This window comes from Nocardia jiangxiensis NBRC 101359 (assembly GCF_000308615.1).
Taxonomy (GTDB): Bacteria; Actinomycetota; Actinomycetes; order Mycobacteriales; family Mycobacteriaceae; genus Nocardia; species Nocardia jiangxiensis.
Map to the genome: position 1 here is coordinate 154,278 of NZ_BAGB01000170.1, position 24,539 is coordinate 178,816.

The 24,539-nt window shown below is 66.1% G+C and carries 24 protein-coding genes and 1 pseudogene; 23 read left to right on the top strand and 2 right to left on the bottom strand.

The window, feature by feature from the left end:
- Positions 1 to 108: 108 nt before the first annotated feature.
- The 4 genes and pseudogenes from ON40_RS43730 to ON40_RS43745 all read left to right on the top strand — a co-directional run.
- Positions 109 to 1,341, top strand: a complete 1,233-nt coding sequence (locus ON40_RS43730) for a tyrosine-type recombinase/integrase (protein WP_051194495.1) — start codon at positions 109 to 111, stop codon at positions 1,339 to 1,341.
- Positions 1,338 to 2,258 (top strand): tyrosine-type recombinase/integrase, encoded by a 921-nt coding sequence (locus tag ON40_RS43735; protein ID WP_040831630.1) that lies wholly within the window; start codon positions 1,338 to 1,340, stop codon positions 2,256 to 2,258. The genes ON40_RS43730 and ON40_RS43735 overlap by 4 nt, the downstream gene beginning before the upstream one ends.
- Entirely contained in the window at positions 2,255 to 3,247 is a 993-nt protein-coding gene (locus tag ON40_RS43740; RefSeq protein WP_040831631.1) for a tyrosine-type recombinase/integrase, read from the top strand. The genes ON40_RS43735 and ON40_RS43740 overlap by 4 nt, the downstream gene beginning before the upstream one ends.
- Before the next feature lie 82 nt (positions 3,248 to 3,329).
- Positions 3,330 to 4,163: pseudogene (locus ON40_RS43745) on the top strand (IS701 family transposase); the annotation flags it as partial.
- Positions 4,164 to 4,338: 175 nt separating this feature from the next.
- Here the strand turns inward: ON40_RS43745 and ON40_RS56445 are convergent.
- Together ON40_RS56445 and ON40_RS43750 are read right to left on the bottom strand one after the other, a co-directional pair.
- Entirely contained in the window at positions 4,339 to 4,575 is a 237-nt protein-coding gene (locus tag ON40_RS56445; RefSeq protein WP_169542013.1) for an IS3 family transposase, read from the bottom strand.
- Between the two features lie 492 nt (positions 4,576 to 5,067).
- On the bottom strand, positions 5,068 to 5,883 hold the full coding sequence (locus ON40_RS43750; RefSeq protein WP_157186803.1) for an MmyB family transcriptional regulator: 816 nt from the start codon (positions 5,881 to 5,883) through the stop codon (positions 5,068 to 5,070).
- Positions 5,884 to 7,088: 1,205 nt separating this feature from the next.
- Between ON40_RS43750 and ON40_RS52900 the strand changes: the two genes are divergently transcribed.
- From ON40_RS52900 to ON40_RS43845, 19 genes are all read left to right on the top strand, one after another.
- The gene (locus tag ON40_RS52900; protein ID WP_157186804.1) at positions 7,089 to 7,337 is read left to right on the top strand and encodes a hypothetical protein; all 249 of its coding nucleotides are present in this window, start codon (positions 7,089 to 7,091) and stop codon (positions 7,335 to 7,337) included.
- The gene (locus tag ON40_RS43760; RefSeq protein ID WP_040831633.1) at positions 7,334 to 8,560 is read left to right on the top strand and encodes a cutinase family protein; all 1,227 of its coding nucleotides are present in this window, start codon (positions 7,334 to 7,336) and stop codon (positions 8,558 to 8,560) included. The genes ON40_RS52900 and ON40_RS43760 overlap by 4 nt, the downstream gene beginning before the upstream one ends.
- The gene (locus ON40_RS43765) at positions 8,557 to 9,708 is read left to right on the top strand and encodes a lipase family protein (RefSeq protein ID WP_040831634.1); all 1,152 of its coding nucleotides are present in this window, start codon (positions 8,557 to 8,559) and stop codon (positions 9,706 to 9,708) included. Before ON40_RS43760 ends, ON40_RS43765 begins: the two co-directional genes overlap by 4 nt.
- Before the next feature lie 58 nt (positions 9,709 to 9,766).
- Complete coding sequence (locus ON40_RS43770) at positions 9,767 to 11,335, top strand: cutinase family protein (protein WP_083896393.1); 1,569 nt, start codon at positions 9,767 to 9,769, stop codon at positions 11,333 to 11,335.
- A 132-nt stretch (positions 11,336 to 11,467) separates the two neighbouring features.
- The gene (locus ON40_RS52905; RefSeq protein WP_157186805.1) at positions 11,468 to 12,175 is read left to right on the top strand and encodes a DUF8176 domain-containing protein; all 708 of its coding nucleotides are present in this window, start codon (positions 11,468 to 11,470) and stop codon (positions 12,173 to 12,175) included.
- On the top strand, positions 12,172 to 12,828 hold the full coding sequence (locus tag ON40_RS43780; protein ID WP_051194498.1) for a hypothetical protein: 657 nt from the start codon (positions 12,172 to 12,174) through the stop codon (positions 12,826 to 12,828). The genes ON40_RS52905 and ON40_RS43780 overlap by 4 nt, the downstream gene beginning before the upstream one ends.
- Positions 12,825 to 13,112, top strand: a complete 288-nt coding sequence (locus tag ON40_RS43785; RefSeq protein WP_040831636.1) for a hypothetical protein — start codon at positions 12,825 to 12,827, stop codon at positions 13,110 to 13,112. The genes ON40_RS43780 and ON40_RS43785 overlap by 4 nt, the downstream gene beginning before the upstream one ends.
- A 125-nt stretch (positions 13,113 to 13,237) precedes the next feature.
- Entirely contained in the window at positions 13,238 to 14,113 is an 876-nt protein-coding gene (locus tag ON40_RS48990) for an alpha/beta fold hydrolase (protein ID WP_169542014.1), read from the top strand.
- The gene (locus tag ON40_RS43795; RefSeq protein ID WP_157186806.1) at positions 14,110 to 14,343 is read left to right on the top strand and encodes a hypothetical protein; all 234 of its coding nucleotides are present in this window, start codon (positions 14,110 to 14,112) and stop codon (positions 14,341 to 14,343) included. Before ON40_RS48990 ends, ON40_RS43795 begins: the two co-directional genes overlap by 4 nt.
- 20 nt (positions 14,344 to 14,363) lie before the next feature.
- Positions 14,364 to 15,005, top strand: coding sequence for a DUF8175 domain-containg protein (locus ON40_RS43800; protein WP_505790151.1), 642 nt, complete (start codon positions 14,364 to 14,366; stop codon positions 15,003 to 15,005).
- Positions 15,006 to 15,020: 15 nt separating this feature from the next.
- Positions 15,021 to 15,809 carry a DUF8175 domain-containg protein gene (locus ON40_RS48995; protein WP_051194501.1) on the top strand — a complete coding sequence of 263 codons (789 nt, stop codon included), beginning with the start codon at positions 15,021 to 15,023 and terminating at the stop codon, positions 15,807 to 15,809.
- On the top strand, positions 15,749 to 17,227 hold the full coding sequence (locus tag ON40_RS43810) for a TrbL/VirB6 family protein (RefSeq protein WP_157186807.1): 1,479 nt from the start codon (positions 15,749 to 15,751) through the stop codon (positions 17,225 to 17,227). Before ON40_RS48995 ends, ON40_RS43810 begins: the two co-directional genes overlap by 61 nt.
- Complete coding sequence (locus ON40_RS43815) at positions 17,224 to 18,696, top strand: SCO6880 family protein (protein ID WP_040831638.1); 1,473 nt, start codon at positions 17,224 to 17,226, stop codon at positions 18,694 to 18,696. Before ON40_RS43810 ends, ON40_RS43815 begins: the two co-directional genes overlap by 4 nt.
- Positions 18,693 to 20,393, top strand: coding sequence for a putative type IV secretion/conjugal transfer ATPase (locus ON40_RS43820; RefSeq protein ID WP_051194504.1), 1,701 nt, complete (start codon positions 18,693 to 18,695; stop codon positions 20,391 to 20,393). Before ON40_RS43815 ends, ON40_RS43820 begins: the two co-directional genes overlap by 4 nt.
- 117 nt (positions 20,394 to 20,510) lie before the next feature.
- On the top strand, positions 20,511 to 21,032 hold the full coding sequence (locus ON40_RS43825) for a hypothetical protein (protein WP_040831639.1): 522 nt from the start codon (positions 20,511 to 20,513) through the stop codon (positions 21,030 to 21,032).
- Between the two features lie 94 nt (positions 21,033 to 21,126).
- A complete protein-coding gene (locus ON40_RS43830; protein ID WP_245568258.1) occupies positions 21,127 to 22,269 on the top strand; it encodes a C40 family peptidase in 1,143 nt (380 codons plus the stop codon).
- Between the two features lie 228 nt (positions 22,270 to 22,497).
- Positions 22,498 to 22,944, top strand: a complete 447-nt coding sequence (locus ON40_RS43835) for a hypothetical protein (protein ID WP_040831640.1) — start codon at positions 22,498 to 22,500, stop codon at positions 22,942 to 22,944.
- Entirely contained in the window at positions 22,941 to 23,489 is a 549-nt protein-coding gene (locus ON40_RS49000; RefSeq protein ID WP_051194505.1) for a hypothetical protein, read from the top strand. Before ON40_RS43835 ends, ON40_RS49000 begins: the two co-directional genes overlap by 4 nt.
- Positions 23,486 to 24,487, top strand: a complete 1,002-nt coding sequence (locus tag ON40_RS43845; RefSeq protein WP_157186809.1) for a hypothetical protein — start codon at positions 23,486 to 23,488, stop codon at positions 24,485 to 24,487. The genes ON40_RS49000 and ON40_RS43845 overlap by 4 nt, the downstream gene beginning before the upstream one ends.
- Positions 24,488 to 24,539 lie beyond the last annotated feature (52 nt).

The following is a 24,539-nucleotide window of genomic DNA, read 5'->3' on the forward strand; positions in this document are numbered from 1 at the left end:
ATTGGTTGTGAGGTTGCTGTTTGAGGCTGGTTGAGCGGCATTTTGTGGTGGTGGGTCCGGTTCGTGGTGTCTCTGGTCGATGAGTCCCATCGACGACAGGAGACGATCATGGACTCTCGAAGTGGAGCACGGCGCTGGGGACCGATCATCGTGGATGGCCCGCTGGCGCCGTTCGTCGACGGCTTGCGCCGCGAGTTGGCTGGTCAGGGATATGCCCTGGACACGGTCGGCGATCACGTGCATCTGTTGGCGGATCTGAGTGAGTGGCTGTCGGGCCGGGGTCTGACCGGCTCTGGACTGACGAGCGAGATGGCCGGAGAGTTTCTGCGCGAGCGGCGCGCTCGGGGCCTGCGCATCGGTGTGACCGTTCGCGCAGTCGCGCCGATACTGGGGTATCTGCGCCGATTGGGTGTTGCCCCACCGCATTCGGCGGTCGCCGCGGTCACTCCTCAGGACGTTCTTCTGGCCGAGTATCGGCACTATCTGGTGGCCGAACGCGGGTTGTCGGCAGGAACCATTACGCACTACCTGCGGTGCGCACGGGTGTTTCTGACATGGCTGCCCGAGCCGTGTGGGTCGTTGTCGGGGTTATCTTCGGGTCAGGTCACCGGTTACGTCATGCAGTGGGCGCGACAACGGGAAGGTCGCCCGCCGGACATGGTGACACTGCCGGCGTTGCGGTCGTTGCTGCGTTTCCTGCACGTGGCCGGGCATGTCCCCTGGCTGCTGGCCGACGCGGTCCCGGCCGGTCGTGCCCATCCTGGTCGGCTGGGGGTGCCGCGGGCGGCGTCGGCTGAGGGGATCGGGGCGGTGCTCGCGTCGTGCGACCGTGACAGCGCGGTCGGCCGCCGCGACTACGCGATCGTGTTGTCGTTGACGCGTCTGGGTTTACGCGGAGGCGAAGTGGCGCGTCTGGAACTTGCCGACGTCGGTTGGCGATCCGGAGAGGTGACGATCCGGGGAAAGGGCGGCCGGGTCGATGTCCTGCCGCTGCCTGGTGAGGTCGGCGAAGCGTGGGCGCAGTATCTGCTGCATGCGCGACCGAAAACGACCGCCACCACGGTGTTCGTGACCATGGTCGCGCCGTTCACTGCCCTGGCGACCTCCTCGGTCACTCAGGTGCTGGCCCGTGCTTGCGCTCGTGCTGGTGTCGCCCGATTCGGGCCACACCGGATTCGGCATGCGGTGGCATGTGGTCTTCTCGATGCCGGAGCGTCGATGGCCGAGATCGGGCAGCTGCTGCGCCACGCTCACGAACGCACCACGGCGATATACGCCAAGGTCGACCAGGCCCGGCTGGCCGAGCTGGCCCAGCCCTGTCCACAGGGGGCAGCGCGATGACCATCAGGACCCGGGTCGAGGACTATCTGGCGATGCGCCGTGCGCTGGGCTACCGGCTACACGCCGAGGGCCGGATGCTGCTGGACTTCGCCGACCGGCTCGATGCGACCGGACAGCACACGATCACGATGTCCGGGGCGCTGGCCTGGGCGATCGAGCCGAAAAACGCGGCACCGGCGTATTGGTGCCGCCGCTTGGCCGTAGTGCGAGCTTTCGCACGTCACCTACACACGCTCGACCCGAGTTGCGAGGTCCCTCCTGCCGACCTGCTATCGGGTCGGTCGCAGCGCCCGACGCCGTATATCTACACCCATGAGGAGGTCGCCGCGCTCGTGCACGCAGCCGCGACCATCGCCGCACCGATGCCAGCGGCAACCTGCCACGCAGTGATCAGCCTGATCGCCGCGAGCGGACTACGGCTCGGCGAGACGCTCGCGCTGGACCGCGCCGACGTCGATCTGGACACCGCGATGCTCACCGTGGTCGGCAAGAACCAGCACACACGGATGATCCCGCTGCACTCCACCACTGCGCAGATGCTGAGCCGATACGCCGCACGCCGTGACCTGCTCTGCCCGGTAACCGATTCGGCCGGCTTCTTCCTCACCACCACCGGGCACCGACCACAGCCCAGCAGCCTGCAGCACACCTTCGCCAAACTCCTTGTCCTGGCAGAGATCCAGACACCTCCGGGACGGCGACGTCCCAGAATCCACGACCTCCGCCACACTTTCGCGGTCAACACACTCATCGACTGGTATCGGTCCGGCGCCGACGTCGCGGCCCGCATGCCGATCCTGTCGACCTTCCTGGGCCACTCCGGAGGACCGGAGGCGACCTACTGGTATCTGCAAGCAACCCCAGAACTACTCGCCCTGGCCGCGCAGCGGCTCGAACACGATCCGAGGACATCATGACCGCGCTGGCGCCGATCATGGAGGCGTTCTTCACCGACCGGCTGATGACCCAGCAAGGCGTCAGCCCCCACACGATCGCCTCCTACCGCGACACCTTCAAACTATTGCTGGGCTACCTGCACTCCCGCACCGGCACGCTGCCCGCCGACCTGGATCTCACCGACCTCGACGCCACCCTGATCGGGGACTTCCTGCAGCATCTGGAAGCGGTGCGAGGCAACGCCATCAGCAGCCGAAACACGCGCCTGGCGGCCATCCACTCGCTGTTCCGCTACGCCAGTTTCCAGGCTCCCGAACACGCGAACCTGATCAGCCGAGTGCTGGCGATCCAAACCAAGCGCACGACCACGACCATCGTGAACTTCTTGTCCCGCACCGAACTCGACGCCCTGCTCGCTGCTCCCGACCACACCACCTGGCACGGACGTCGCGACCACGCCCTGCTCGTCCTCGATGCCCAGACCGGGCTGCGGGTCTCCGAAATCACCGGCCTCACCGTCGATGATGTCCACCTCGGCACCGGCGCGCACGTCTACTGCCGGGGCAAAGGCCGCAAAGACCGGTGCACCCCGCTCACCGCACACACCAAACAGATCCTCACCAGCTGGCTCCACCATCACGGACCATCAGCCGGCACCACCCCGTTGTTCTGCACCCGAACCGGAGGCACATTGTCACACGACGCAGTCGAACAGCTGATCAAAAGACACGCAGCAACGGCAGCAAAGACGTGTAAATCATTGCAGCACAAGAAGATAACACCACATACCCTGCGGCACTCCGCTGCGATGGAACTTCTCCATTCCGGCGTCGACATCACCGTCATCGCTCTCTGGCTAGGCCACGAGAGCCCGACCACCACCCGCATCTACCTACACGCCGACATGGCCCTCAAAGAAAAAGCCCTCGCCCGAACCACTTCACCGGCCACCATCCCGGACCGCTACCAAGCCCCCGACACGCTACTGGCATTCCTCGACCAACTCTGATAACCCATCGCAATGCCGCAGGCAGGCAACGCCTGCCTGCGGCATTGCGCTGCTCATCGGCATTACCTCATGCTCGTCATAAGGAGTGAAATCGGCTGGGGTGCAACGTCAGTACTCCGGCACAGCTGGTCGCACCGAGAACTGCCAGATCGGGGTGTTCCTGGCATACGCCTCGCCGCGCGGGCATGCCCTGATCGATCGGGAACTGTATCTGCCCGAGTCGTGGACCGCTGATCGGGATCGTTGTCGCGCCGCCGATGTCCCTGACGAGGTCGGGTTCGCCACCAAACCGCGGCAGGTGATCGCCATGCTGGAACGAACCCTCGCCGCGGGGGTGCCGTTCGCGTGGTTCACCGCTGATGAGGCATACGGTCAGGCCGGGTATCTGCGGGATTGGCTCGAGAACCACGATGTGTTCCATGTGATGGCCACTCGCCGTGACGACCGGTTCACCACCCGTGCCGAGCGGACCGACCGCGCGGATGCGCTGATCACGGGGTTGCCGACCCGATCCTGGCAGCGGCTCTCGGTCGGTGCCGGCGCGCACGGACCCCGTGAATACGACTGGGCCAGGCGGCCGATCGACGGACGCTGGAACAACGGGCGAGGGCATTGGTTGCTGGCTCGGCGCGCGCTCACTCCGAACAGTAGAGGCGAACTCGAGATCGCCTACTACGTCTGTTACGGCCCGAAACGATCTCGCCTGGTCGATCTGGCCTGGACCGCGGGCTCGCGTTGGCACATCGAGGAGTGTTTCCAGCAAGCCAAGAACGAGGCCGGGCTCGACCACTACCAGGTCCGCTCCTGGCGAGCCTGGTACGCCCACATCACTCTCTCGATGCTCGCGGTGGCCTGGCTCGCGGCATCGAAAACCATTGCGTTAAAAGGGGAACCGACCCCGGCAGCGAGGGCATGATCGCGCTCACGCTACCGGAGATCCGCCGCCTGCTGGTCGCGTTCGTGCTGACCCGCCACCATCGAGCCGACCACATCTGGGCCTGGTCACACTGGCGGCGCCGCCGACAACACCAAGCCCGACTATCGCACTACAAGCGCCGTGGCCACCCACTCACCTGAGTGACGTTGCAGTATTAGGGGCCGGCTTCAGTGTCAGCCCAGCGCGGTCGGCGCGGCGATTGTTGAGAGTAGTACGCGGCTTCGTATTCCGCCGGGGTCAGGTAGTTCAGCTGGGAGTGCAGACGGGCGTTGTTGTACCAATAGACCCATCCATGAGCGCGTATTCGACCTCGGACAAAGTCTTGAACGGGCCAGGCCGGTTGGCGGCCTCCGGCCGACAGTCGATTCCGGTAGCGCCTTGTCATACGCATCGACAACAGAGCCTATGGATGTGAGAGTCCCCGTAGGGCAAGTGATTCAGTGGTCGGTCGTCGAGGGCCGGAAGACTCGGCGGGGGAGCATGCTGTGAGGATGTCCAAGCGTGTGAGAAACCACCTGCGTCCGGCTCAGCGACCGGGTAGCTTGCTGTCCCTCCGCTGAGCCAGATACCAGCGTGCGGATTTGCGCAGGACCGGGGACCGATGGTGACCGGATAGCTTCAGTGCAATTGTGCGCTGTTCTGCGGGTCCGCGTCGTCACCGGGGGGATGGCTCCACGCTCCACCGCGTACCGCCAATGGGCAGGGATGGAGATTCGGGGCAGCGCGCACTCGCGGATACTGGCGGCGGTCAGTGCACTGTTCTTCATTTCATGAGACGCGATCTGAAATTCCCGTGTGTTAACTGATGCAATTTGCATCAGTTAACACACGGGACCTACGGAATCGGGTTGCGCTTGTCTCGCGTCGGTCGGTGGTTGGATGGTTATCCGGGTCCACCGGTGTGCCGGTTTACGTACGCACTGTACATGATCATCACGGCCTTTTCGCTGATTTCTGCCCGGTGCACGCTGACGAGTTTTTCCTCCCCTGTGTTGGGATTTCTCCAGCGTATGTGATCGCTGGTTTCCCAGTTGTATGCGATGCGTGTGCTCGAAAGCCACCGGGTCGCGAACTCCGGTGACTTACCCAAGGATCGGAGGAGCCTTCTGGCTTGCAGTGCGGTGCGGTAGCGCCCCATTCCGGCCTTGAGTCTGCCGACGATGTAGTCCGCTTGTGTGGGCCAGTCGGGGAACAGTTGTTGGGCAATGGGGCGGAACCAGTAGATCGCTAGGTTACCGACGTCTTCGAGGCCGGGTAATGCGAGGGTCATGGGTTTGTTGACGGCCAGCACGTTGGACAGTGGATCGAGGTACATGGCGGGTACGTGCTGCTCACCCAGATCAGTGAGGTGGTCGGTGAGTGCGGGAGTCTCCTCGAGGTAGCGGCGGTAGCTGGCGATGTCGCGCAGCGGGAGCGGGGCCGCGAGCAGTTCGTGGGCGTGGCGTGCCTGCGCGGTGGTCAGGCCGTAGCCGGCGACGATGAGGTCGAGCGTCTCCGGTTTGGAATGTCGTTTTCCGTTCTCGAGCTGGATCAGGTACGGCTCACTGATCGTGGTCGTTTCCGAGGCGACGCGGCGGGTGAGCTCGCGCTCGTCGCGGAGTTGCCCCAGGAACAAGGGCAGCTCCGGGATCGAAAGCACGGGCTTCGAACGTTTGATGCGGTGTGGTTTGCGGCGTCGTGGTGGATCGGGCTGTCTCATGCGATGCCCCCCTCCCTTGGGGCTTTCGAACATGGGTGACCACGGATAAACTGAAAGGTTCCCCCTGGCACTATTACGACTACCAGAGTTGGGAAGAGCGGGCAACACCAAGACTTCGCCAGCGGGTAGCGAATAGTTAGCAGAGATGGCGGAGTCTCCGGATGATGACCCGTCAATTCAAAAATTTCCCCTGCCGATGCGGAAAGACTTATCTGATGCGCGGAGCATCAAAACATCAGGAAGAACGAAAGAAAGCGCCTTTCATCATTTCTATGCTGGCTGCATATATGCAAACAGCATCAGTTAAGAACCTAGATTTTCGACAGATTCGGGTGTTGTGTGGTTTCTGCAAGTGAAACCACACAGAAGGGAAAACCAGTGGATCCCATTTCGATCCTGGCGTTGGCATGGAACGGTCTGGTCGTGGTGGCCGACGGGCTGACCTGGGCCGGACAGATCCTGTCGTTGCTGCCGCACTGACCACCGTCTCGGTGAGGGGCCTCCACCTGGCGACACAGGACGGGCGAGGCCCCGCTCGGTAACCCTCCTCATTCTCTATCTCCGATTTCGATGATCTTGCCCAGAAGGGTCTATTTGGCATGCCCAAAATCAGCTCTGGCCGATCGGTCGTCACTGCCCGCAGGGGCCGCGGAATGGCGGCTTTGGCCGCAGCGGTGCCGATGGCGGTCATGGTGGTGTGCGCTGGCACAGGAGTGGCGTCCGGAGCGGACACCGGACCCGGTCAGCCGGGAGTGACGACCCAGGCGCAGCCGGGCACCACCGCCCCCGCGCCACCTCGTGCCGTGGCGCCACCGCCCCCGGCTCCTGTCGTTGACTCCCCGCAGCCTGCGGCAGTGCGTAACGGACCTGTTCCCCGGCCTGAGCCGCGCGACGAACCGGTCACGCCGGTCCGTGTCCAGGACCTTCATCTCCCGCGGCCGGTGCCACCCGTTGCGCCGATTCGCCCGCCGGACAACACGATTCGTATCGGCCAATTCCAGACTCCGTCGCCGTCCTGGTTGCCGCCGAATGTGCGCGACACGATCAACAACACAGCCGCCGGTGCGGAAGCGCAGGTCTCTACTGCTCTGGATTCGGTCGGATTGCCCGCTGGCCGATCGGATGTGGTGGCGGGGGCGACCGTGGCAGGTGCCGCGGTTGGTGGTGCCGCTGGAGCCGCAGTGGCCGGAGCTCCGGTTGCGGCTGTGGGGGCGGCGGTTGGCGGGCTGATCGGAGGCACTGTCGCGGGCATCGCCGGTGCGGCGCTGGGCACTCTTGTCGCGGTGCCGGTGATCGGCACGGTGACCAGCGGTGTCGCCGGAACTGCCGCGGGTGCCGCTGCCGGTGCTGCTGCTGGCGCGGCAGTGATCGGTATCCCGGCCGCAGCGATCGGTGCCGTCATCGGCGGCACCGTCGGCGCGGGATTCGGCGCTGGAGTCGGGGTGGGCCGGTGACTACGACCACCCGGGCCGCGTTCACGGCCGCCGCCACTGTGATGACGGCCTGGACGCTGGTAACGCCCGCGCAGGCAGCGGTGCCGATCACAGGATGCCCGGCTCTATATGTACTGGCGGTGCAGGGCACCGGGCAATCCGCGCCTGGCGCGAGCCCGACCTCGGACACCAGTGTGCTCGGGGAACTTCTGAAACCGGTCGTTGCGCTCGGGCCGAATCTGGTGCAGCGCAGCTACATCGGCTACGACGCGGGCTTCGGCGGCGCGGTCCCAGGCGGGGGAGCGGCGCCCTATGCAACTTCGGCGAATCAAGCGATCCGCCTGATCGGCGACGATGCCAAGCAAGTCGCCGCCACGTGTCCGTCCACCAAAATCGCTGGTGTCGCGTATTCGCAAGGCGCGCAGGCATGGTCGGAGGTCGCCCAGGAGATCGGGGACGGCCGCGGCCCAATCCCCGCGGACCGCATCGCGGCGGTGATCCTGTACGCGGATCCCGACCGCCCTGCCGGGGCACCCGTTATTGCGGGGCGACCGGGCCAGACCAGGCCAGATGCGCCGCCGGGCACCAACGGTGCCGCGGTGTCCGGCGTGCAGATCGCCGGTCGCCCGGTCGGTGGCGCCGGCATCGGCAACAACGGGCAGGGGTACGGCGCGTTGACCGGCCGTGTCGCGGAAATCTGCGCTCCCGGTGATCTGGCGTGTTCGGCACCCGATCACGCCGCGATCCTGCGGTTCGCCGCGCGGTTGGTCGCCCAAGCCGACCTGCGTAACCCCATTGCGGCGCTCGGCTCGCTCAACACCCTGCTGACCAGTGCGCTGGGGGCCGCGTGGACCACCATCGTCGGCAACGACTTCACGCTCGCGAACGGCACCATCGATTACACGCCTCGAAAGTCGTTGTCGCAGCGGTTCGTCGATGCTGCGGACCCAAGGAACCCCGCCCCCACCCTGGAGCAGACGAATGCGGCCAATGCTCGATGGGGCCAGATCACCGCCACTGTAGCTGCCAACCTGATCGTGACGCTTCCCAAACTCGTCGGGCAGCTCGCCGCCGCGGTCGGTCAGATCGCAGGCGACAACGCGGATCTGACCAACCCTGCGGTGTGGGCGCACTTCGCCGACACCGTCGCTGCACACACCGGCTACGCCAGCAACGGGCAACTCGCCTCGGGCATCGCCTGGCTGATCGCGTGCGCCCACGACCTCGCCGGAAGTCACCCATGAATCCCACCCCGCAGATCGACACCCATTACGCCGAGACGGTCATCGCCAGCGGCCGCCGCCCCGGCGACCTTCTCCGCACTCGGCGAACCACCACGCCCGGCCTGGATCATGCCCGTGCAGCCTGGCAGGTGGTGTACGTGTCCACAGATTCCTACCTGGAAAAGATCCCCGTCTCGGGAATGGTGCTGCTACCCGAAGATGTTCAGGCGAGTGTTTCCGCATCAATCCTGGTTTACTGCAGTAGTTTTCATGGTCTTGGCGGTCCCGCACCCTCGCAACTGTTGGCCGCCGGGACCGAACCGGAATCCAGCCGGATCGATGCTGCACTTGGACGCGGATTCATCGTGGCAGTGCCTGATGGCGAAGGCATGGGCATCGTCGGTGCTGGACCGTACACGTTCCTCGCCGCGAACGCGGCCGCCCACACCGGGCTCGATATCGCCCGCGCCACCGCGCATTTGGCGGACGCCCACGCAAGTGCGTCACCGGTGGTGATGTGGGGATATGCCGACGGTGGACGCGCGGTGATCGCCGCGGCCGAACAACATCGGGAGTACGCGCCCGAGGTCGGCTTGCGCGCGGTCGCAGCCGGCGCAGTACTCGCCGATCCAGGACAGCTCGCTGCGAGGTTGTCCGAGAACGAGTGGGCTTTCCTGGTGTTGGCCGGTTTTGTTGGGCTGTCTCGCGCTCATCAGCATCTACCGCTGCGACACGTGCTCACCGACGAAGGGCGCCGGATGACCACTGCCGCAGCGAAACTCAGCGCAGCAGCCCTGGCAGACCGCTATCGGCACCCGGTGGGGAACTGGTGCGAACGCCCGGACCCGTGGAACGACCCGATGTGGCGATACGTGCTGGCCAAGGAAAAGATCGGTCTAGCGGTACCGCACGTGCCGGTGCACCTATATCACGGCACCCACGACGCCCTGGTCCCGGACGAGCAGGGACACGCGGTGTACAGGCACTACCTGGCTGCGGGCGCGAGCGTGGCCTGGAACGAATACGCCACAGACCACACCGGCGCCGCCCTCGACGGGACCGCCGCAGCACTCGACCGCCTCACAGAGCACCTGGTTCCCGCCAAGCACTCAACCCACCGACGCGCCCTGGGCGTATGGAAGTTGCTCCGGAGCCTGAGAGCTGAATGAATCTCGCTCTGCCACAGCAGATTCGACTCTATCCATCCGCCGAAGGAGGTGAAACAACATGCTGCGCAAGGTAAACACTCCTCAATCGAAGGACGGCGTCGAACACCGACCTGGGCGTCGCTCGACCGTGATCTGCGCGTTGTTGACCACGATGCTCCTGGCCGGGCTGTCCGGAACGGTTGTAGCGCAACCGGCGTCGCCAACTGTCCCGTTGGGCGAGACTTGCCCGGCTCTGTATGTGCTGGGGGTTCAAGGCGCAGATCAAACCTCGCCCGATGCTGCGGCGACCACCGATACCGGGGCACTCGGACAGTTCTTCACCCCGCTGGAATCCGCAGCCGGCCACGACATCCAACACGCGTATGTCCCCTACGGATACGCAGCCGACGGCACGACACAGCAACTTTTCGACCAAGCAGTCACGACCGCCGCGGCCCAGCTGGGAACCCAAGCCCGGGAAGTCCTGAACCGCTGCCCGCACACCAGGATCGGCGTTGTCGGCCACCGCCAAGGTGCCGCCGCCGTAGCGGCGTTCGCCCAACGGATCGGAGCTGGGAGCGGCGCGATCCCGGCTGACGCTGTCGCGGGTGTCGCCTTGTTCGCCAATCCCGGGCGCCCGGGCGGGACACCGATCTTCCCCGGCCGCCCAGGGCAAGCTACCCCCGATCCGGCTCCAGGGACCAGCGGTTCCCGCACGCACACGGTCACGCTGACCAGCCAGCAGATCAACGGTGCCGGAATAGCCCAGTCATCTCGGTCGGCACAGTCCTACGGTGCGCTGACGGGCCGGGTGGCGGACTTGTGTGTCCCGGGTGATCTGGCCTGTGACACTCCCGCGCAATCGCCGATCGCGCAGACGATCCAGAACATCACGACACAATCGAACCTGCACGATCCCCTCAGCGCCGTCACCACTGTCGCTCAGGCGTTGGCGGGCACGGTCTGGAAAACGGCGGTTGGAGTCGCGGGACAGGACATCCAGGGCGACAGCCTCGATCAGCTGTCGTATCAGCCCACCAAATCTCTCGGGCAGCGCCTCGCGGAAGCCTCGAATCCGAACACCCCACCTCCCGGCCCGGACCAAGTCCTGTCGGCCTTGTTCCGACTCGGGACAATTGGACTGAACACTGTGGTCACGGTCGCGCAGAAGGTCCTGACTCCCGCCACCATCGCGGAACTGGCCGCAGTCGGGATGACCAATCCCGGCGCGGCGATCGCGGACCTCGGGGTGAAAGTCGCCGGCGCGGTCGCCGAACTCGTCCCCCCGACCATGGCACTGGGCTGGGTCGATCAAGCCTTCGGCGCGATCACCTCCACAGTGAGCAACAACGACCTGTACGGAGTTGCCACCCAAGCCCAATACAGCGATTCCACCAGCCACGGTGAGGCATACACCGTCGACCCCGCCACACCGCAGGGAACACCGGTCTTCGCCGCCGCCGCGGACTGGTTCGCCGCCCTGGCCCACGACATCGCCGCCACGAACGAACCTTCCTCGTCCCCGACAGCCGAACCTACCAACACCACCCCACCTGCGGCCGACACCGAAACCACCGACTCGCCACCCGCCACGTCGACCGGCCCGGTCACCACAGCGCGCCCGTCACCGGCGGCGGCGAGTCCGTAAAGACCCCTTCGGCGGAGACCTGTCTCTGCGTCAGAGAAGCCGGGTAGTCCCTCGCGGGCCTGAGCTGTCTCCCCGAAGGGCCGAGCCACCACACCAGCACCGAACAACCACCCCGGGAAGGAGGTGACCACGATGCCCCACACCACAACTGGTACAGACACCGACGACGACCACGGCTGGGGCTGGATCACCACAACCACCGCGCCACCGATCCCATTGCACCCCAGCACACCCGGCAACCCCGACACCGGTGACGGCGACGAATGGGAATGGCTCACCGACCAAACCGCGCCCGCCACTCGCCCTACCTCGCAACCACGCACACGAATACGCCTACGCGCGACGATCATTGCGGGCTTGACCGCGATCGTGGCGACAGGAGTCACCACAGGTGCACTCCTGGCGCGCCCCGCCGGGCATCCTGGCGCCGCGCCCGCGGCGACCACAGCGCCTCGAAGCACGAGCACACCAGCAACAAGCGCGGCGTGCTCGGGACTGACTGGCGCGACGGTGACCGATCGGGCTGGGGACGCTGACACGGTCGCGGGGCTGATTGCAACGTTCGAATTCGCCTATTACACAACGCGTTCGGTCGATCAGGCGATGCGCACGGTGGCGCCGGACAGCGGGATCGTGCCGCAGGCCCTGGCGGCGGGGATCGCCTCGATTCCACCGGGGACCAGTCATTGCGTGGCGATCAACCCGCTGGCCGGTGAGGCCGCCGACGTGCATGTCGTCGAGCTGCACCCCGACCACACCCGCGTGGATTACCTGCAGCTGGTCAACACCCACCGAACCCCGACCGGTTTGGTCATCAGCAATATTCAGAGGCAGCAATGACTGTGTCTGCCAACAGATTACGCGCCATCGACCCCACGGAAGAGTCCGCCGGTCACGGGCGATGGGATGCGAACACCATCGAGGTGCCCAGTACCGAGCGGCTCGCCCCGGTACGGGAGTCCCCGCTGCCGATCACCGGACCACACCCACCGTTGTTCGCGGTGATGGGAGCCCACGGTGGGGCCGGAGCCTCGACGCTGGCTCGATGGTGGGTGCACGCGGCAGACACGGGCATGGCCTGGCCGGGCTCAACTCACACCACTCAGCGCGTGGTTCTCGTCGCCCGCGACTGCATTCCCGGTTTGACCGCGGCGGCGGACCGGCTACGTGAATGGCACGCCGGACTGACACCCGATGGTGTCGCCATCGTGGCGCTGGTACTGATCGCCGCACGGCCCGGCCGCACACCCGCACCCGTGCGGCGGTTCCGGCGCACCGTCAGCGAACTGGCCGAGACGGTGTGGTCGATCGGCTGGCACGAGGACCTGCTGGTGCACGAGCTCGGCGAATTGGCCCGATACACCCCGTCCGACCCGCCGCCGCCACGGCGCGCACATCTCACCCACGCGGTACCTGTCGACGTGCACCGCGCGGGCGCTGCCATCACCGACCGCATCGCCGCGACACGGAACGAAAAGGGCACACCCTCATGATTCACACACTTCTGGCCGACCTCGTCTCACTCGACACCGTGACGATCACCCCCAGCGCCCCACCCGGCTCCCCGGGCCTGATCCACATCGTCAACTGGCTGGCCTGGCTGACGATGCTCGCGGGCATCGCCGCGCTGATCTACGCGGGCGGCAAATTCGGGTGGGAGCGATGGCACGGCGGCGCGGTCGAATCCCCCAAGATCATCCTGGGAGCCCTGGTCGGCGGAATCATCGCCACCAGCGCCGGCGGAATCATGAACGAAATCATCACCTCCTCCAAATGAGATCCGAACCCGTTGCCCCAGAAAAGTTTTCATACACGGAGTCAGCACCGTCACAGGGTTACTCCGTTCGGATCCAATCCATTCGAGAATGGAAGGCACTCGCAATGCATCCCGACCACGATGAGATGACCATCACCGCTACCGACGGTGTTCAGCTGGCAGCAACACGCTGGGGACCGCGACCGGCAGCGGCGACCATCGTCTACGTTCACGGTCTGCTCACCGATTCGGGCGTGTGGGATCGCTTGACGCGCTGTCTGCACGACCGAGTTGAGGGCGGAATCGCCCAGATCGTGTACGACCAACGCGGACAAGGCAATTCCGGACGCCCGCCCCGGCGCTCGAGCACAACGATGGACCAGCTCGCCGAGGATCTGGACACCGTGCTGGCACACGCAGTCGGCGCGGTCGTGCTGGTCGCGCACTCGACCGGATCGCTGCTCATGCAAGCGTGGGCGCAGCGCTACCCGCAGCGCGCAGCAACCCTGTCCGGGCTCGTGCTGATCAACGGCAGCGCGGAATTCCCCGAACTCCCCGGCCTGCCCGCCATCTACCGCACCTGGCCAGAAGACTTGCAGCAATGGTGGCCCGGGTCCCTCGATGCGGAAATCACCGCCGTGTCGGTCTTGCTGGCGCGCACGCTCCGACAAACGAGCGCCAGCCCACCCCACCTGTTCCGCTGTGACCACACTGTTCTGGTCGATGTCCTGGTTGCCTGCCGCCGCGCAACCTTGAGCGAGGAGGAGGCCGCGCAGCTGCGTAGCGTGCCCTCGTTCGTTGTCGCCGGTGAACACGACCGCATCGTGCCCCCAGGGCAATCGATCCGGCTCGCGGACCGGATCTGGTCCGAATACGAACTCGTCTCCGGCACCGGTCACTGGTTGCCGTGGACCGATCCCGACCGCACCGCGGACACCATCCTGCAGGCCCTCGAAATCGCCTACCGCACCGACCGAGTCGGCACTCCCGACTTACCAGAGGCCGTCGAGGATCCGCTGTGAACAGCAGACCGTCGCTCGGGCCTGTGCTGCAGGAAGTGACCACACTGCTGAGCTGGCTGGACTGGATCGTGCTGCTGCTGTGCGTGGCGCGACTGGTGTGGATCGGCGGCCAACTCGCGGTCCGGCTCTACCGCGAGGAAGCCATAGAAGGACTGCTGGGATCTCTGCTCGCGGTGACCATGCTCGGCGCTGCCGGAGGATTCGCCCGCGCGCTCCTACCCGTGCAGTGAAAATGGTTGGGAGACAGACGATGTCACATCCACATCGACACATACCCCGCCGGGCCGTCGCCGGTGCGCTCTGGCTGGTCGTGCTGACCACGGCCTCGGCCTGCAGTGCCGCACACCACCAGACCCAGCCAGCCCGGCACAACCTCGCAGCAGCTGACCTCCATGAAGTGCCGACGCACCTGAGAGAGACAGTGTTTCAAGGGATTACACTCCCGATCGCTGATCAAGGCCCGCACCATGACGACGGCACCGTCGCGGCCGGGTTCGAGCACTCACCGGCGGGCGCGGCCCTGGCCGCCATTCAGGCCAGCGTGCGGATGTCGGTGGCCACCGACATCCAGTTCCCGGCAGTCGGTCAACGCATGCTCGCCCCCGGACCCGGGCGCGATGCGTGGGCGGTAGCACGCGCCCAGGTCTCGATCACCGCGCCCGCCGACACCCCGCCCCTGCTGCTCGGTTACTGCGTTCGCTCTTACACCCCCGCCCGTGCCGAGATCGCCATCTACGCCCGGCAACCCGACAACTCCCTGACCTGTAACAGCGAGACCGTCCTGTGGCAGAGCCGCGACTGGAAGCTGTTGCTGCCGGACCAACTTCGCACCCAGGCAATCACGTCCGTACCCACCACTCCGGCCGACATGGTCGTACTGGCCTTGCACTGAGATCGGAGAAGCCCTGTGTCCACCCGCCGCCTCTGGCTGATCGCGATCATCAGCATCACCGCAACCCTCACCGCCACCGTCACACTCGTCGCTACCACGCATCACAGCGCCTCGATACCGCGGTCAGCATCCACCCGCACCCTCACGAGCACCCCCGGGCCGCCTCCCACCAGCGAGCCCAGGGAACCAACCACCGACGTGTACGGCAACCGACTAGACGTCACCGACGACGCTGGTCGGGCGATGCCGCAAAGCTCTGCGGGCCGCGCCGATCCACACAGCCTGGACTACCTGACCGCAGCCCCGGCAGGCATCGACTGGCAGCGCATCTGGGGCGCAGCCGCAGCCCCGGTCTCGGTCAGCGACGGTCCCGCGCAGATCCACGACGGGCTCGCATCGGGATTCGCCGACACACCACAAGGCGCGGCACTGGCAGCCTGCGACGCGATCGCCCGCGCCCTCGCCGCGCCCGAAGGGATCTGGCAGGCAGCCGTACGCGAACGCTACTTCGGCGGTGGTCACGCATTGCTCGATCGGTTCGCTGCCAGCCGCGGCGGTACTCCCGATGCCGCTCAGTACGTGACGGTGCCCGAAGGGATTCGGATCCTGCCTGGCTATCGGCCGGACTTCGCGGTCGTGCAGATCGCGGTCCGCACACGGGACAGCTTCGCCTTCGGCACTTGGCCGATGGTCTGGAACAACGCGGACTGGCGCGTCCGCGTCCCCGACGACATCGACACCCTGTGGCAGCCAGCCGTCCCGGTCGACACCGTGGCCGGCTTCGGGCAATGGAAAAGCCAATGAACCCAGCACTTTTCACCAGCACCGTGGCAATGCCGGACCCCAAAACCCAACTCCCCGACACTGTCTGCAACCTGCCCGACATCGTCGGCACAGTCTGCAAAGGTCTACGACTCGGCGGCCAAGCCGCAGACGCGGCCGTCAGCTCCACCTTCGACAGCTTCGTGCAAAGCCTCATCAAAGGCATGGGATTACTGCTTCGCTACGACTTGACGTGGTGGACTGACCTGCCATCACCAACACTGGCTGCACCCACCGGTGAACCAGGACCCGTACTGGCATCGATCCGCGGATACACCAGCGGACTACAGGTATTACTACTGACCGCTGGCATCATGTTCGCCGCCGCGCGCCTGGCGCTGGCCAAACGCGGAGGGGTCGCCGGAGAAGCACAAGAAGCATTCCTGATGTTCGCCCGCGCAGTGTTCGCCTCGATGACCTTCGCCGCAGTCGTCACAGTCGGAACACGAGCCGGCGACGCATTCTCGAACTGGGTGATCTTCGACGCTACCCGCGGCGATTCCAACAACGCCGCCGAACTACTGAACGGGATCTCGCAAACCGACGCTGGTCTCGGGACTGGCGTAGTACTGATCATCGGACTGTTCGGGCTGATCAGCCTGCTGGTTCAGTTGGTGATGCTGGTCGTGCGTCAAGCCTTCCTGATCTTGGTCGTCGCCGCTTTGCCGATCGCCGCGGCCGCGGCCGGGACGGGACCGGGCTCGCAGGCATACAAACGGATGCTTTCCTGGTCACTCGCGTTTCTGCTGTGGAAGCCGGTCGGTGCCTTGTGCTACGCCATCGCCTTCAGCGCAGCCGGCGCGAAAAGCAATACCCAACACCAAGATCCACAGATGGTGCTGCTCGGATTGATCCTGCTGCTGATGGTGGCCGTGGTGCTGCCCGCACTGATGCGGTTGATCGCACCGGTCGTGGCGACCATGGGAGGCGGCAGCGGCGCAGCAGCAACCCTGGCCGGAGGGCTGGCCGGTGTCGCGATGGGCAGTGCCGGTGGCGACCGCTCGGAAGCACGAAAAGTCACCGAAAACGACAGTGGCGCAGGCGGTGCCGGCAATTCCTCGTCCCCGTCGGGCGGGCCCCCACCTCCAGGCGGGCCCTCGGGTGGCGGTCGCCCTATGGGTGGAAGCACTGCCGGAGGAGGGACCGACGGTGCAGGCACGAGCGGGGGCACGGGTGCTGCTACGCCGACCGCGAGCGATGCCGCCGCGCCGAGCGCGAGCAGTGCGGGGGCCGCTGGTGGTGGAGCCGCTGGCGGGGCGGCCGGGGTCGCGGTGACCGCCGCTCGGTCGGCACATGACGGTGTGCAGCAGGCCGGTTCGTCTGCCGCGCCAGCAGCTCGTGACACTGCGGAGTCGGGTGTGGATCCCGATGCGCTGGGCCCGATGGAGGTGCGCCGATGAGCACGCGCATGTACGGCCGGTGGGAACGTCCGCGGTCCGCCGGGTTCTTCGGCTTGACCTGGGGTGTGTCCATGCTCGGGCTCGCCCTGATCGTCACCATCATGCTCGCATTCATGATCACACGATCACTGCAGACTACGGTGATCGTGATCGGTTGTGCGGCAGTCATGTTCACGCCGATGGCGATCACGGTCGGTGGCCGAACAGGCTGGGAGATCGCGGTCCTGCGGACTCAGTTCGCGCTGGCACGGGCTCGCGGTGAAGACCTGTACCGGGCTGGGAGGTTCTCCACCATCCCCGGAACAGCGAGATTGCCTGGGCTGGCGGCCAGTTCACGCCTGACCGAGTACGAGACTCCCGGTGGAAAGCGCTTCGCCCTCATCCACATTCGGCGCTCGGACCATTTCACCGTCGTACTGCGCGTACTACCCCGGGGCAAGGAACTGGTGGACCAAACCCAGATCGACACCTGGGTCAGCGAATACGGGCAATTCCTCGCCAGCCAATCCCGCGGCGGGGAAGTCGTGGCGGTGACCACGGTGCTGGATCATGTGGTGGAAACTCACCTAACACAGCGACGCGAGGTCGCACGGCTGATCCGCCCTGACGCGCCGGAGTTCGCTCGGACGGTGATGCAGCAGGCATCAGCGGATATCGGCGGAGTCGGGGTACGCGTGGAAGCGCGTGTGGCCATCACCTTCCGTGCGTTCGGGCAAGGACGTGCCCGCCGCGATACCGCCGAGCAGGCGCGCGAGATCGGGCAACGCTTGCAAGGGGTGCTCTCGCAGCTCTCCCGCGCCGGGCTGCCGGCGAACCCGCTCGAGGCGTGGGAAGTGATCGGGATGGTCCGCAGTCGCTACGACCTAGCCTCCCAACGTGACATCGAGGCCGCTGGCCGCGGTATCGAGCGCACCCAATCTTGGGACAGCGCCGGTCCGGTCGCGCACGAGGATCGCTGGGACCACTACCTGCACGACAGCGCCCGGTCGGTGACATGGGAAATGGACCTCGCACCCCGGGGCGCGGTGTATGAGACCGGTCTGGAAGAGCTGTTGCGGCCGCGCGCGGACGTGCCGCGCAAGCGGATCGCGATCGTGTATCGGTTGCATTCCGCGGCGGAGGCCAGTGACCTTGTCGATCGCGACTTCCGCGACGCGCTCGCGGCGGAACAGACTGAGCGCGGTATCGCCTCGGCTGCGGCGTCGATGCGCGTGGACAACACCCGGGCGGCTCGGCACGAGCAAGTGCGCGGTGCTGGATTGGCCCGCTTCGGGGCACTCATTACCGCCACCGCTCCGCTGGATGCGGACATGCCCGGTATCGAAGCCTCGGTGAAGGATATGGCCGCGGCCTCACGGCTGGGGATCCGGCGCTGCTACGCCGCGCAAGCCGCCACCTTCGCCGCCAGCCTGGGGATCGGGCTGATCCTGCCTGAGCATGTGTCGATTTCCCGGCGGGTGACCGCATGAGTGCACCGACCCGACGCACCGAACGTCAGCCGAAATACAACCAGCTCAACGGAATTCGCGTGCTGACCATCAAAGCACGCTCCGCCATCGAACAACAAGCCCGGCAGGGCGGGGTGCGCGGTGCTCGTGCACGCCTGACGCTGTCCCGGGACGACCATCGCCGTGCCACTGCACTGCATCGGATCGAGGATACCGGCAGCGACGAATTCATCCGGCCACTTGCGCGGCTCACCGACCGCGGCTACGTCGGACGCGGTGGCGGTCGCGCGTCAGTCGTCCCCGCGACACCTGAATGGCGCTCCACAACAGTGCAAGTTGCCGGGCTGTGGCCGTTCGCCGTCGGCGCGACCGCCCCGACTGTCGGTACCCCTATCGGCACCCACTACATCACCGGCGCCCCGGTGCATTTCGACCAGATGAGCTGGTTCGTCCGCGGTTTCATCACCGCTCCCATCACGTTCGTGTTGGCGCTCAACGGATTCGGCAAGAGTTCGCTGATCCGCCGATTGGTGACCGGCGCTGTGGCATCCGGATCGGTCGCGCTGTGTATGGGCGACACCAAACCCGACTATCGCGACCTGGTCCGATTGCTCGGCGGGCAGGTCATCGATCTGGGATACGGGTACAGCACGATCAACCCGCTCGCGGTCGGCGCGCTCGGCACTGTCATCGACCGGCTGCCCGACCCTGATCAACGTCGGCAGGTCGCCGCGCGGGTGGAGGCCGGACAGGTCAATATCGTCGCCGGGCTGATCGAGTTGGTGCGTGGCAGCCGCGTCGCGGACTACGAAGAAACCCTCCTGATGGCGGGACTTCGCGAACTCTACAGCCCTGTAGGTGGATTCACTCCCAGTGCGCCGCCATTGTTGTCGGACCTGCTGGCGGTGATCTCGCAGGGCGCGGACCGGCTACGGCAGTTCGCGGAGGAAGACGATACGGCTTCCTATCGGGCCAGTACGAAGATGCTGCGTCGCTCGCTGCGTGCGCTGGTGGAAGGCCCGTGGGGCGCGATCTTCGATCGCCACACCAGCACACCGTTGGATCTGTCCAGCCCTGCGGTCTGCATCGATGTCTCCCGCATTCCCGAGGGGGACACCAAACTCCTGGCCGCGGCACTGATGGTGTGCTGGTCCGAAGGATTCGGCGCCGTCGCGGCCGCGCACGCGCTGGCTGATGCAGGGCTCGCGCCACCGCGCACCTTCGAGGTCGTCATGGACGAGATCTGGAGAGTCCTGGGCGCGGGGGAGTTCATGGTCGAGCGCACCGACGCGCTCTCGCGATTGAACCGGCCACTGGGGACCGGGCTGATCATGTGCAGCCACACCATCAAGGACCTGTCCGGGTTCGACTCCCCAGCCGCGGCGGCCAAAGCGCTGGGCCTGTTCGAACGAGCCCGCGCGAAGATCATCGGCCCCGTCGGTCCCGAGGAGATCGAACGGATCCGCGGCGCGGTATCGATCACCGACACCGAAAAACTCCTCGTCAACTCCTGGGCCGCCCCCCGACCGCCGACCGACGACCGCGACGACGGGGTCGCTGTGCGTGAAACACCGCCGGGCACAGGCTGTTTCCTGATCAAAACCGGCGAGGCGAACCAGCCGGGAATCCCGGTCCGGATGAGCTTCACCCCGGCCGAGCGTGATGCGGACATCCACAACACCAACCGCCGCTTCGACCACTTGACACCCAAGTCGTGAAGGAGATGCTAATGCCTCGAATAGGGCAGTCAAACATACTGTGCCGCAACTGTTTTAAGTGTGGTGCACGCCGAATGGCGGTGCGATCGCTAAGGATTGCCAGCTCGCCCATCGAAGATGGCGGCCGCGATGAGTGATGAAGCAGACTTCGTGGTGATCACCCCGGACGGCACCGTGCTCTATGACATGCGTGATCAGTATGCGGGGTTGCGCGCTGCGATTGCCCAGCATGTTCCAGATCTGAGCACGCAGGGGATGGGGCGCGTGCGGGCCTGGTTCGCCGACAACTTCAACGACCCGGCCCTGGCCGCGAACCCGCTGGCCGATCAGGTATTCGCCGGACTGGGCTATCACCATCCCACCGGCTGGTACGGGCCGGTGGCGCTGACGATGGAGGAAAACACCTCCGGACATGTCCCGCCACTGACGCTGGAGGTAAGAGAGAGGCTGGACGATCTGCTCGCAGGCGTGGAGGTGACCAGCACCGACGCGGCCGACCCTCAGGCACCGAATACCACAGCCGAGATGATCGACGCCGCACTTCCCGACGGCTCGGACATTGCAGCTGATATCGACACCGCCACAACGCAATCCGCGCCACCATCGGCCCAGAATCCAGATTCAGGGGTCGACCTGTGAGCCCGCCGACGAACGTCCCGGTGTCCGGCCGGAACATATCCTCGGCCTGCTGTGCGGCGGGCATGAGGCGTTGGGGAGGGCGGGCAGGTGAGTAGTGGGCGCGCCGAAACTCCTTGCCGGACTCTGCTTGTCGGTCCCGGTGCTGTTGCTGATCGTGATGGTGGTGCTGATCGGCGCGGACCCGGGCCAAGCATGCGCGGCAGCGGTGAGCGGTGGCATGCAGGAGCCCACGGGCCAATCGGTGGCGGGGCTGAACGATCGCCAGTTGCAGCTGGCGCGCAACGGGGTGGTGATCGGCAAGCAGCGCCGCGAGCCCGAACAGGTGATCATCGCCGAACTCGCCGCACAGGCGACCGAGAGTACGTTGCGGAACCTGGCCAATCCCACTGTTCCAGAATCGTTGCGGTACGCGAACGACGGGCTGGGGTACGACCACGACTCGGTGGGCCCGCACCAGATGCGCGCGAGCGTGTGGGGTGGCGCGGGAATGGTGTCGCTGATGAACCCGGTCTACCAGATCAACTGGTTCTATCAGCAGGCCGATCGCTACGCGGGGCAGAGCTTGTCATCGCCGGAGCTGGCGCAGGCGGTCGAACGCTCGGCCCCCGATGTCTACGCCACACAGATGGAACTGGCGCGCCGACTGTATGCGATGTTCGCGAGCATCGACCCCCCATCGGTGACCGGCACGACCGGCGGGCTGCAGCCGTCCGGTTGCGGGAGCGAGGGATCCGGGGCGCCGTTGAGCGGGGACGACGGGGCGTTCGGGGCCGCGGTGGTCGCTGCGGCCCAGCGGTGGATCGGTACCCCGTACGTGTGGGCCGGCGGAGACGTTACCGGGCCGACCGGTGGCGGATTCGACTGTTCCGGGCTCACCTTGTACGCGGTCTACCAGGCATCCGGTGGCCGGATCCGGCTGCCGCACTACACCCAATACCAGCAAGACTCACGCCAAGCACGGCCGGTTCCGTTCGCCGACCGGCAACCGGGGGACCTGATCTTCTTCACCAAACCGGGCAAGAGCGCTTCCCATCACGTCGCGATCTACCTGGGCCACAACGCATCCGGGCAGGACATGGTTCTGCACGCCCCGGATGTCGCCGAAACGGTGCGCATCTCTCCGCTCGCCGCGGTGCAAGGACCCGATCGACTGGTTGTGCGCCGCTACAACACCTCACCGACGACCGCACCCGCACCCGGCCGCAGTACACGACCGGGACCGGCGGGTCGGGACTAAGGAAATCGACTATGACACGAACCTATTCGTCGATCGAACGTTGTCTCACGTGCCACCGAGCCGGCACATGCGATGAGGAGCTGCGGGCGCGGCATTCGTTCGCCACGCACCGGGCACTGCTCACGAACCCCGGCGGGGCTTGCAGCGTTGCCGCGCCATCGTGGGAACCATTGCGGCACTTGATGTTAGCGGGTGGAGGCGGTGTTTAGAGCCAATGGTGTCGGGGGGATGTTGGCGGGTGCGCGGGCGCGGGTGGCTGCCGAGGCGGCGCGGGGGCCGCGCCTGGCGATGTGCGCTGCGGCGCGGCGGGACCGGTTCGCGGTGTGCGCCATGGATGGGACACCGGTGTGGCTCGCAGCGTTCCACGCCGACCTGATCGTCGACTCGGAGGCGATCGCGATCGAACTCGCTGGAATGCACGCGCTGTGGCTGGCCGAACGGGTGCGCGAGCGCTGCACAGCGAGCGCTGCGATGGTGCGGCTCGTTCTCACACCCCGGCACCCGATGACCGCGGTCGTGCTCGACACTGCCGCGATCGCGACCGGACTTGTGTTGGAGTTGGTGGTGGACGCGCCTGTCAACCCGGCTGTGGAATTGTGCGCCACCGGGGCGCTGATCGATTGGCGCCGTGCCGATCTGGGCACGCTGATCGACGATCCCCGGAACGCATCATGACCGGCACATCCAGGACTACGTTCCTGGTCGCCGGAATATGTGCGTTGGGCGTGGTCGCGAGCGCCTGCGTCGGCGGCCACCCGCCTGCGCGCAGCGTGGGCCAGCGTTGCACCGCGGTGTTCCGCGTGCCGTTCGACCGCGTGGATGCCTGCTCGGCGCGGAGCGTGATGACCGCGGCTGTCGCGACTGTTTTCAGTTACCGTCCTGCCGAACACGTCACCGCGCAGGCCGCATTCGACAACGCGGCGTCGCTGATGAGCCCGGACTACGCTGCGCGGGCCGAACCGGCTGCGGCAGTGCTGGCTCCCATCACCCCGCGGATGTGGCAGCGGTGGGCCGACGGCGGGGTGATCGTGACAGCCGGTGTGCAGGTCACCGGGGACGACCATCCTCCGGACACCGCCACGAGCGGCGCGCGTGTGCTGGCGGTGACCCAGCGTCCCAGCGACAACAGCCCGCCGATCGAGCTCATCGTCTACGCCCGCACCCAGCGCGCGGACCCGGTGTCGGGTTGGCGGATCACACAATTGGAGGTGAAAACGTGAGTGGCAGTGGGGATCCCGTCGAGGAAGGCGGGCAAGCAGTACGGACCGGGTTCGTCCAGGCCATGCAGACCGCGGCGATGACGATGAATCTGCTGCAACGCCGCGGCGCGGAATCGCGATCGATCACCGAATTCAACACCCGCCAAAGCGTCGCCGGTCTGCAATGGCAGGGATACGTGGATCGAGCCCAGCAGGGCGTAGAGCTGCACGACCTGGAAAAACAGATCAAACAAGCGCGGTTGGACAACGATGCCGCCGAGGCCGGGCGCCGGGAGACCGCGCACGAGAACACCGAGAAACGCCGTGATCAGTTGCACGGCTTCCACGTGCAGGGGCAGCGGGCTGAGCGCAACCGCAAGGACACGATCCACACCAAACAAGTCGACGGTTACAACACTCGCGCCACCTACGCCCGGCACCTGCATTCGCTGGATGTGCGATACAAGAAGCTGCTCATCGAAGGCCGCGAGCGTGCGCTGGGATTCGCGGAAACCCTTGCCGCCGACGATGATCGGTCCACCTACACCTCGGGTGTGTCCGCGGCGGCGTGGGCCGCGGCGCACAGTGCCGCGGACCTGTCCCAGGAATATGCCGAGCAGGCCGAGGCGTGGGACGACCGGTACACCGAGGACACCGGGCGTCCGTTCGCGAGCATCTTCCATGGTGCGGACGACGACTTCGACGACACCGCGCAGCAGGGCGGAGGGCAGTGGCCCTCGGAGGCTTTCGCGCCTGTTGCTGGCCTGGCCGAGGAACTGGCGTACGGCATCTACGGCGAGCAGCAGTATCAAGCCACCGGGCTCGGCGATGACGCGGCCCCGGACACCGGCACCTGGATCGGGGAAGTCGTCGACGCGACATGGCCGCCCGACAACCAGCCCCCGGCGCACGAAGCCGCCTCGGCATCACCAGTAGTGGCTGAAGCCGTGCCGGACTCATCGGTGCCCGCATCAGATCCGGTTCCACCGGATGTGGCCGGACCCGGGATGGAGACGTAGCGGTGATTGCGTGCAGCACAACCCATGTACCGCAGGCCGGGGTCGTGGGGCC

Coding starts and splice junctions, on each gene's coding strand:
- ON40_RS52905 (WP_157186805.1), top strand. CDS start 11,468: ATGCCCCACACCACAACTGGTACAGACACCGACGACGACCACGGCTGG.
- ON40_RS43765 (WP_040831634.1), top strand. CDS start 8,557: ATGAATCCCACCCCGCAGATCGACACCCATTACGCCGAGACGGTCATC.
- ON40_RS48990 (WP_169542014.1), top strand. CDS start 13,238: ATGACCATCACCGCTACCGACGGTGTTCAGCTGGCAGCAACACGCTGG.
- ON40_RS43835 (WP_040831640.1), top strand. CDS start 22,498: ATGTTGGCGGGTGCGCGGGCGCGGGTGGCTGCCGAGGCGGCGCGGGGG.
- ON40_RS43815 (WP_040831638.1), top strand. CDS start 17,224: ATGAGCACGCGCATGTACGGCCGGTGGGAACGTCCGCGGTCCGCCGGG.
- ON40_RS43785 (WP_040831636.1), top strand. CDS start 12,825: ATGATTCACACACTTCTGGCCGACCTCGTCTCACTCGACACCGTGACG.
- ON40_RS43800 (WP_505790151.1), top strand. CDS start 14,364: ATGTCACATCCACATCGACACATACCCCGCCGGGCCGTCGCCGGTGCG.
- ON40_RS43740 (WP_040831631.1), top strand. CDS start 2,255: ATGACCGCGCTGGCGCCGATCATGGAGGCGTTCTTCACCGACCGGCTG.
- ON40_RS49000 (WP_051194505.1), top strand. CDS start 22,941: ATGACCGGCACATCCAGGACTACGTTCCTGGTCGCCGGAATATGTGCG.
- ON40_RS43780 (WP_051194498.1), top strand. CDS start 12,172: ATGACTGTGTCTGCCAACAGATTACGCGCCATCGACCCCACGGAAGAG.
- ON40_RS43750 (WP_157186803.1), bottom strand. CDS start 5,883: ATGAGACAGCCCGATCCACCACGACGCCGCAAACCACACCGCATCAAA.
- ON40_RS43825 (WP_040831639.1), top strand. CDS start 20,511: ATGGCGGCCGCGATGAGTGATGAAGCAGACTTCGTGGTGATCACCCCG.
- ON40_RS43730 (WP_051194495.1), top strand. CDS start 109: ATGGACTCTCGAAGTGGAGCACGGCGCTGGGGACCGATCATCGTGGAT.
- ON40_RS43735 (WP_040831630.1), top strand. CDS start 1,338: ATGACCATCAGGACCCGGGTCGAGGACTATCTGGCGATGCGCCGTGCG.
- ON40_RS43820 (WP_051194504.1), top strand. CDS start 18,693: ATGAGTGCACCGACCCGACGCACCGAACGTCAGCCGAAATACAACCAG.
- ON40_RS56445 (WP_169542013.1), bottom strand. CDS start 4,575: ATGCGTATGACAAGGCGCTACCGGAATCGACTGTCGGCCGGAGGCCGC.
- ON40_RS43770 (WP_083896393.1), top strand. CDS start 9,767: ATGCTGCGCAAGGTAAACACTCCTCAATCGAAGGACGGCGTCGAACAC.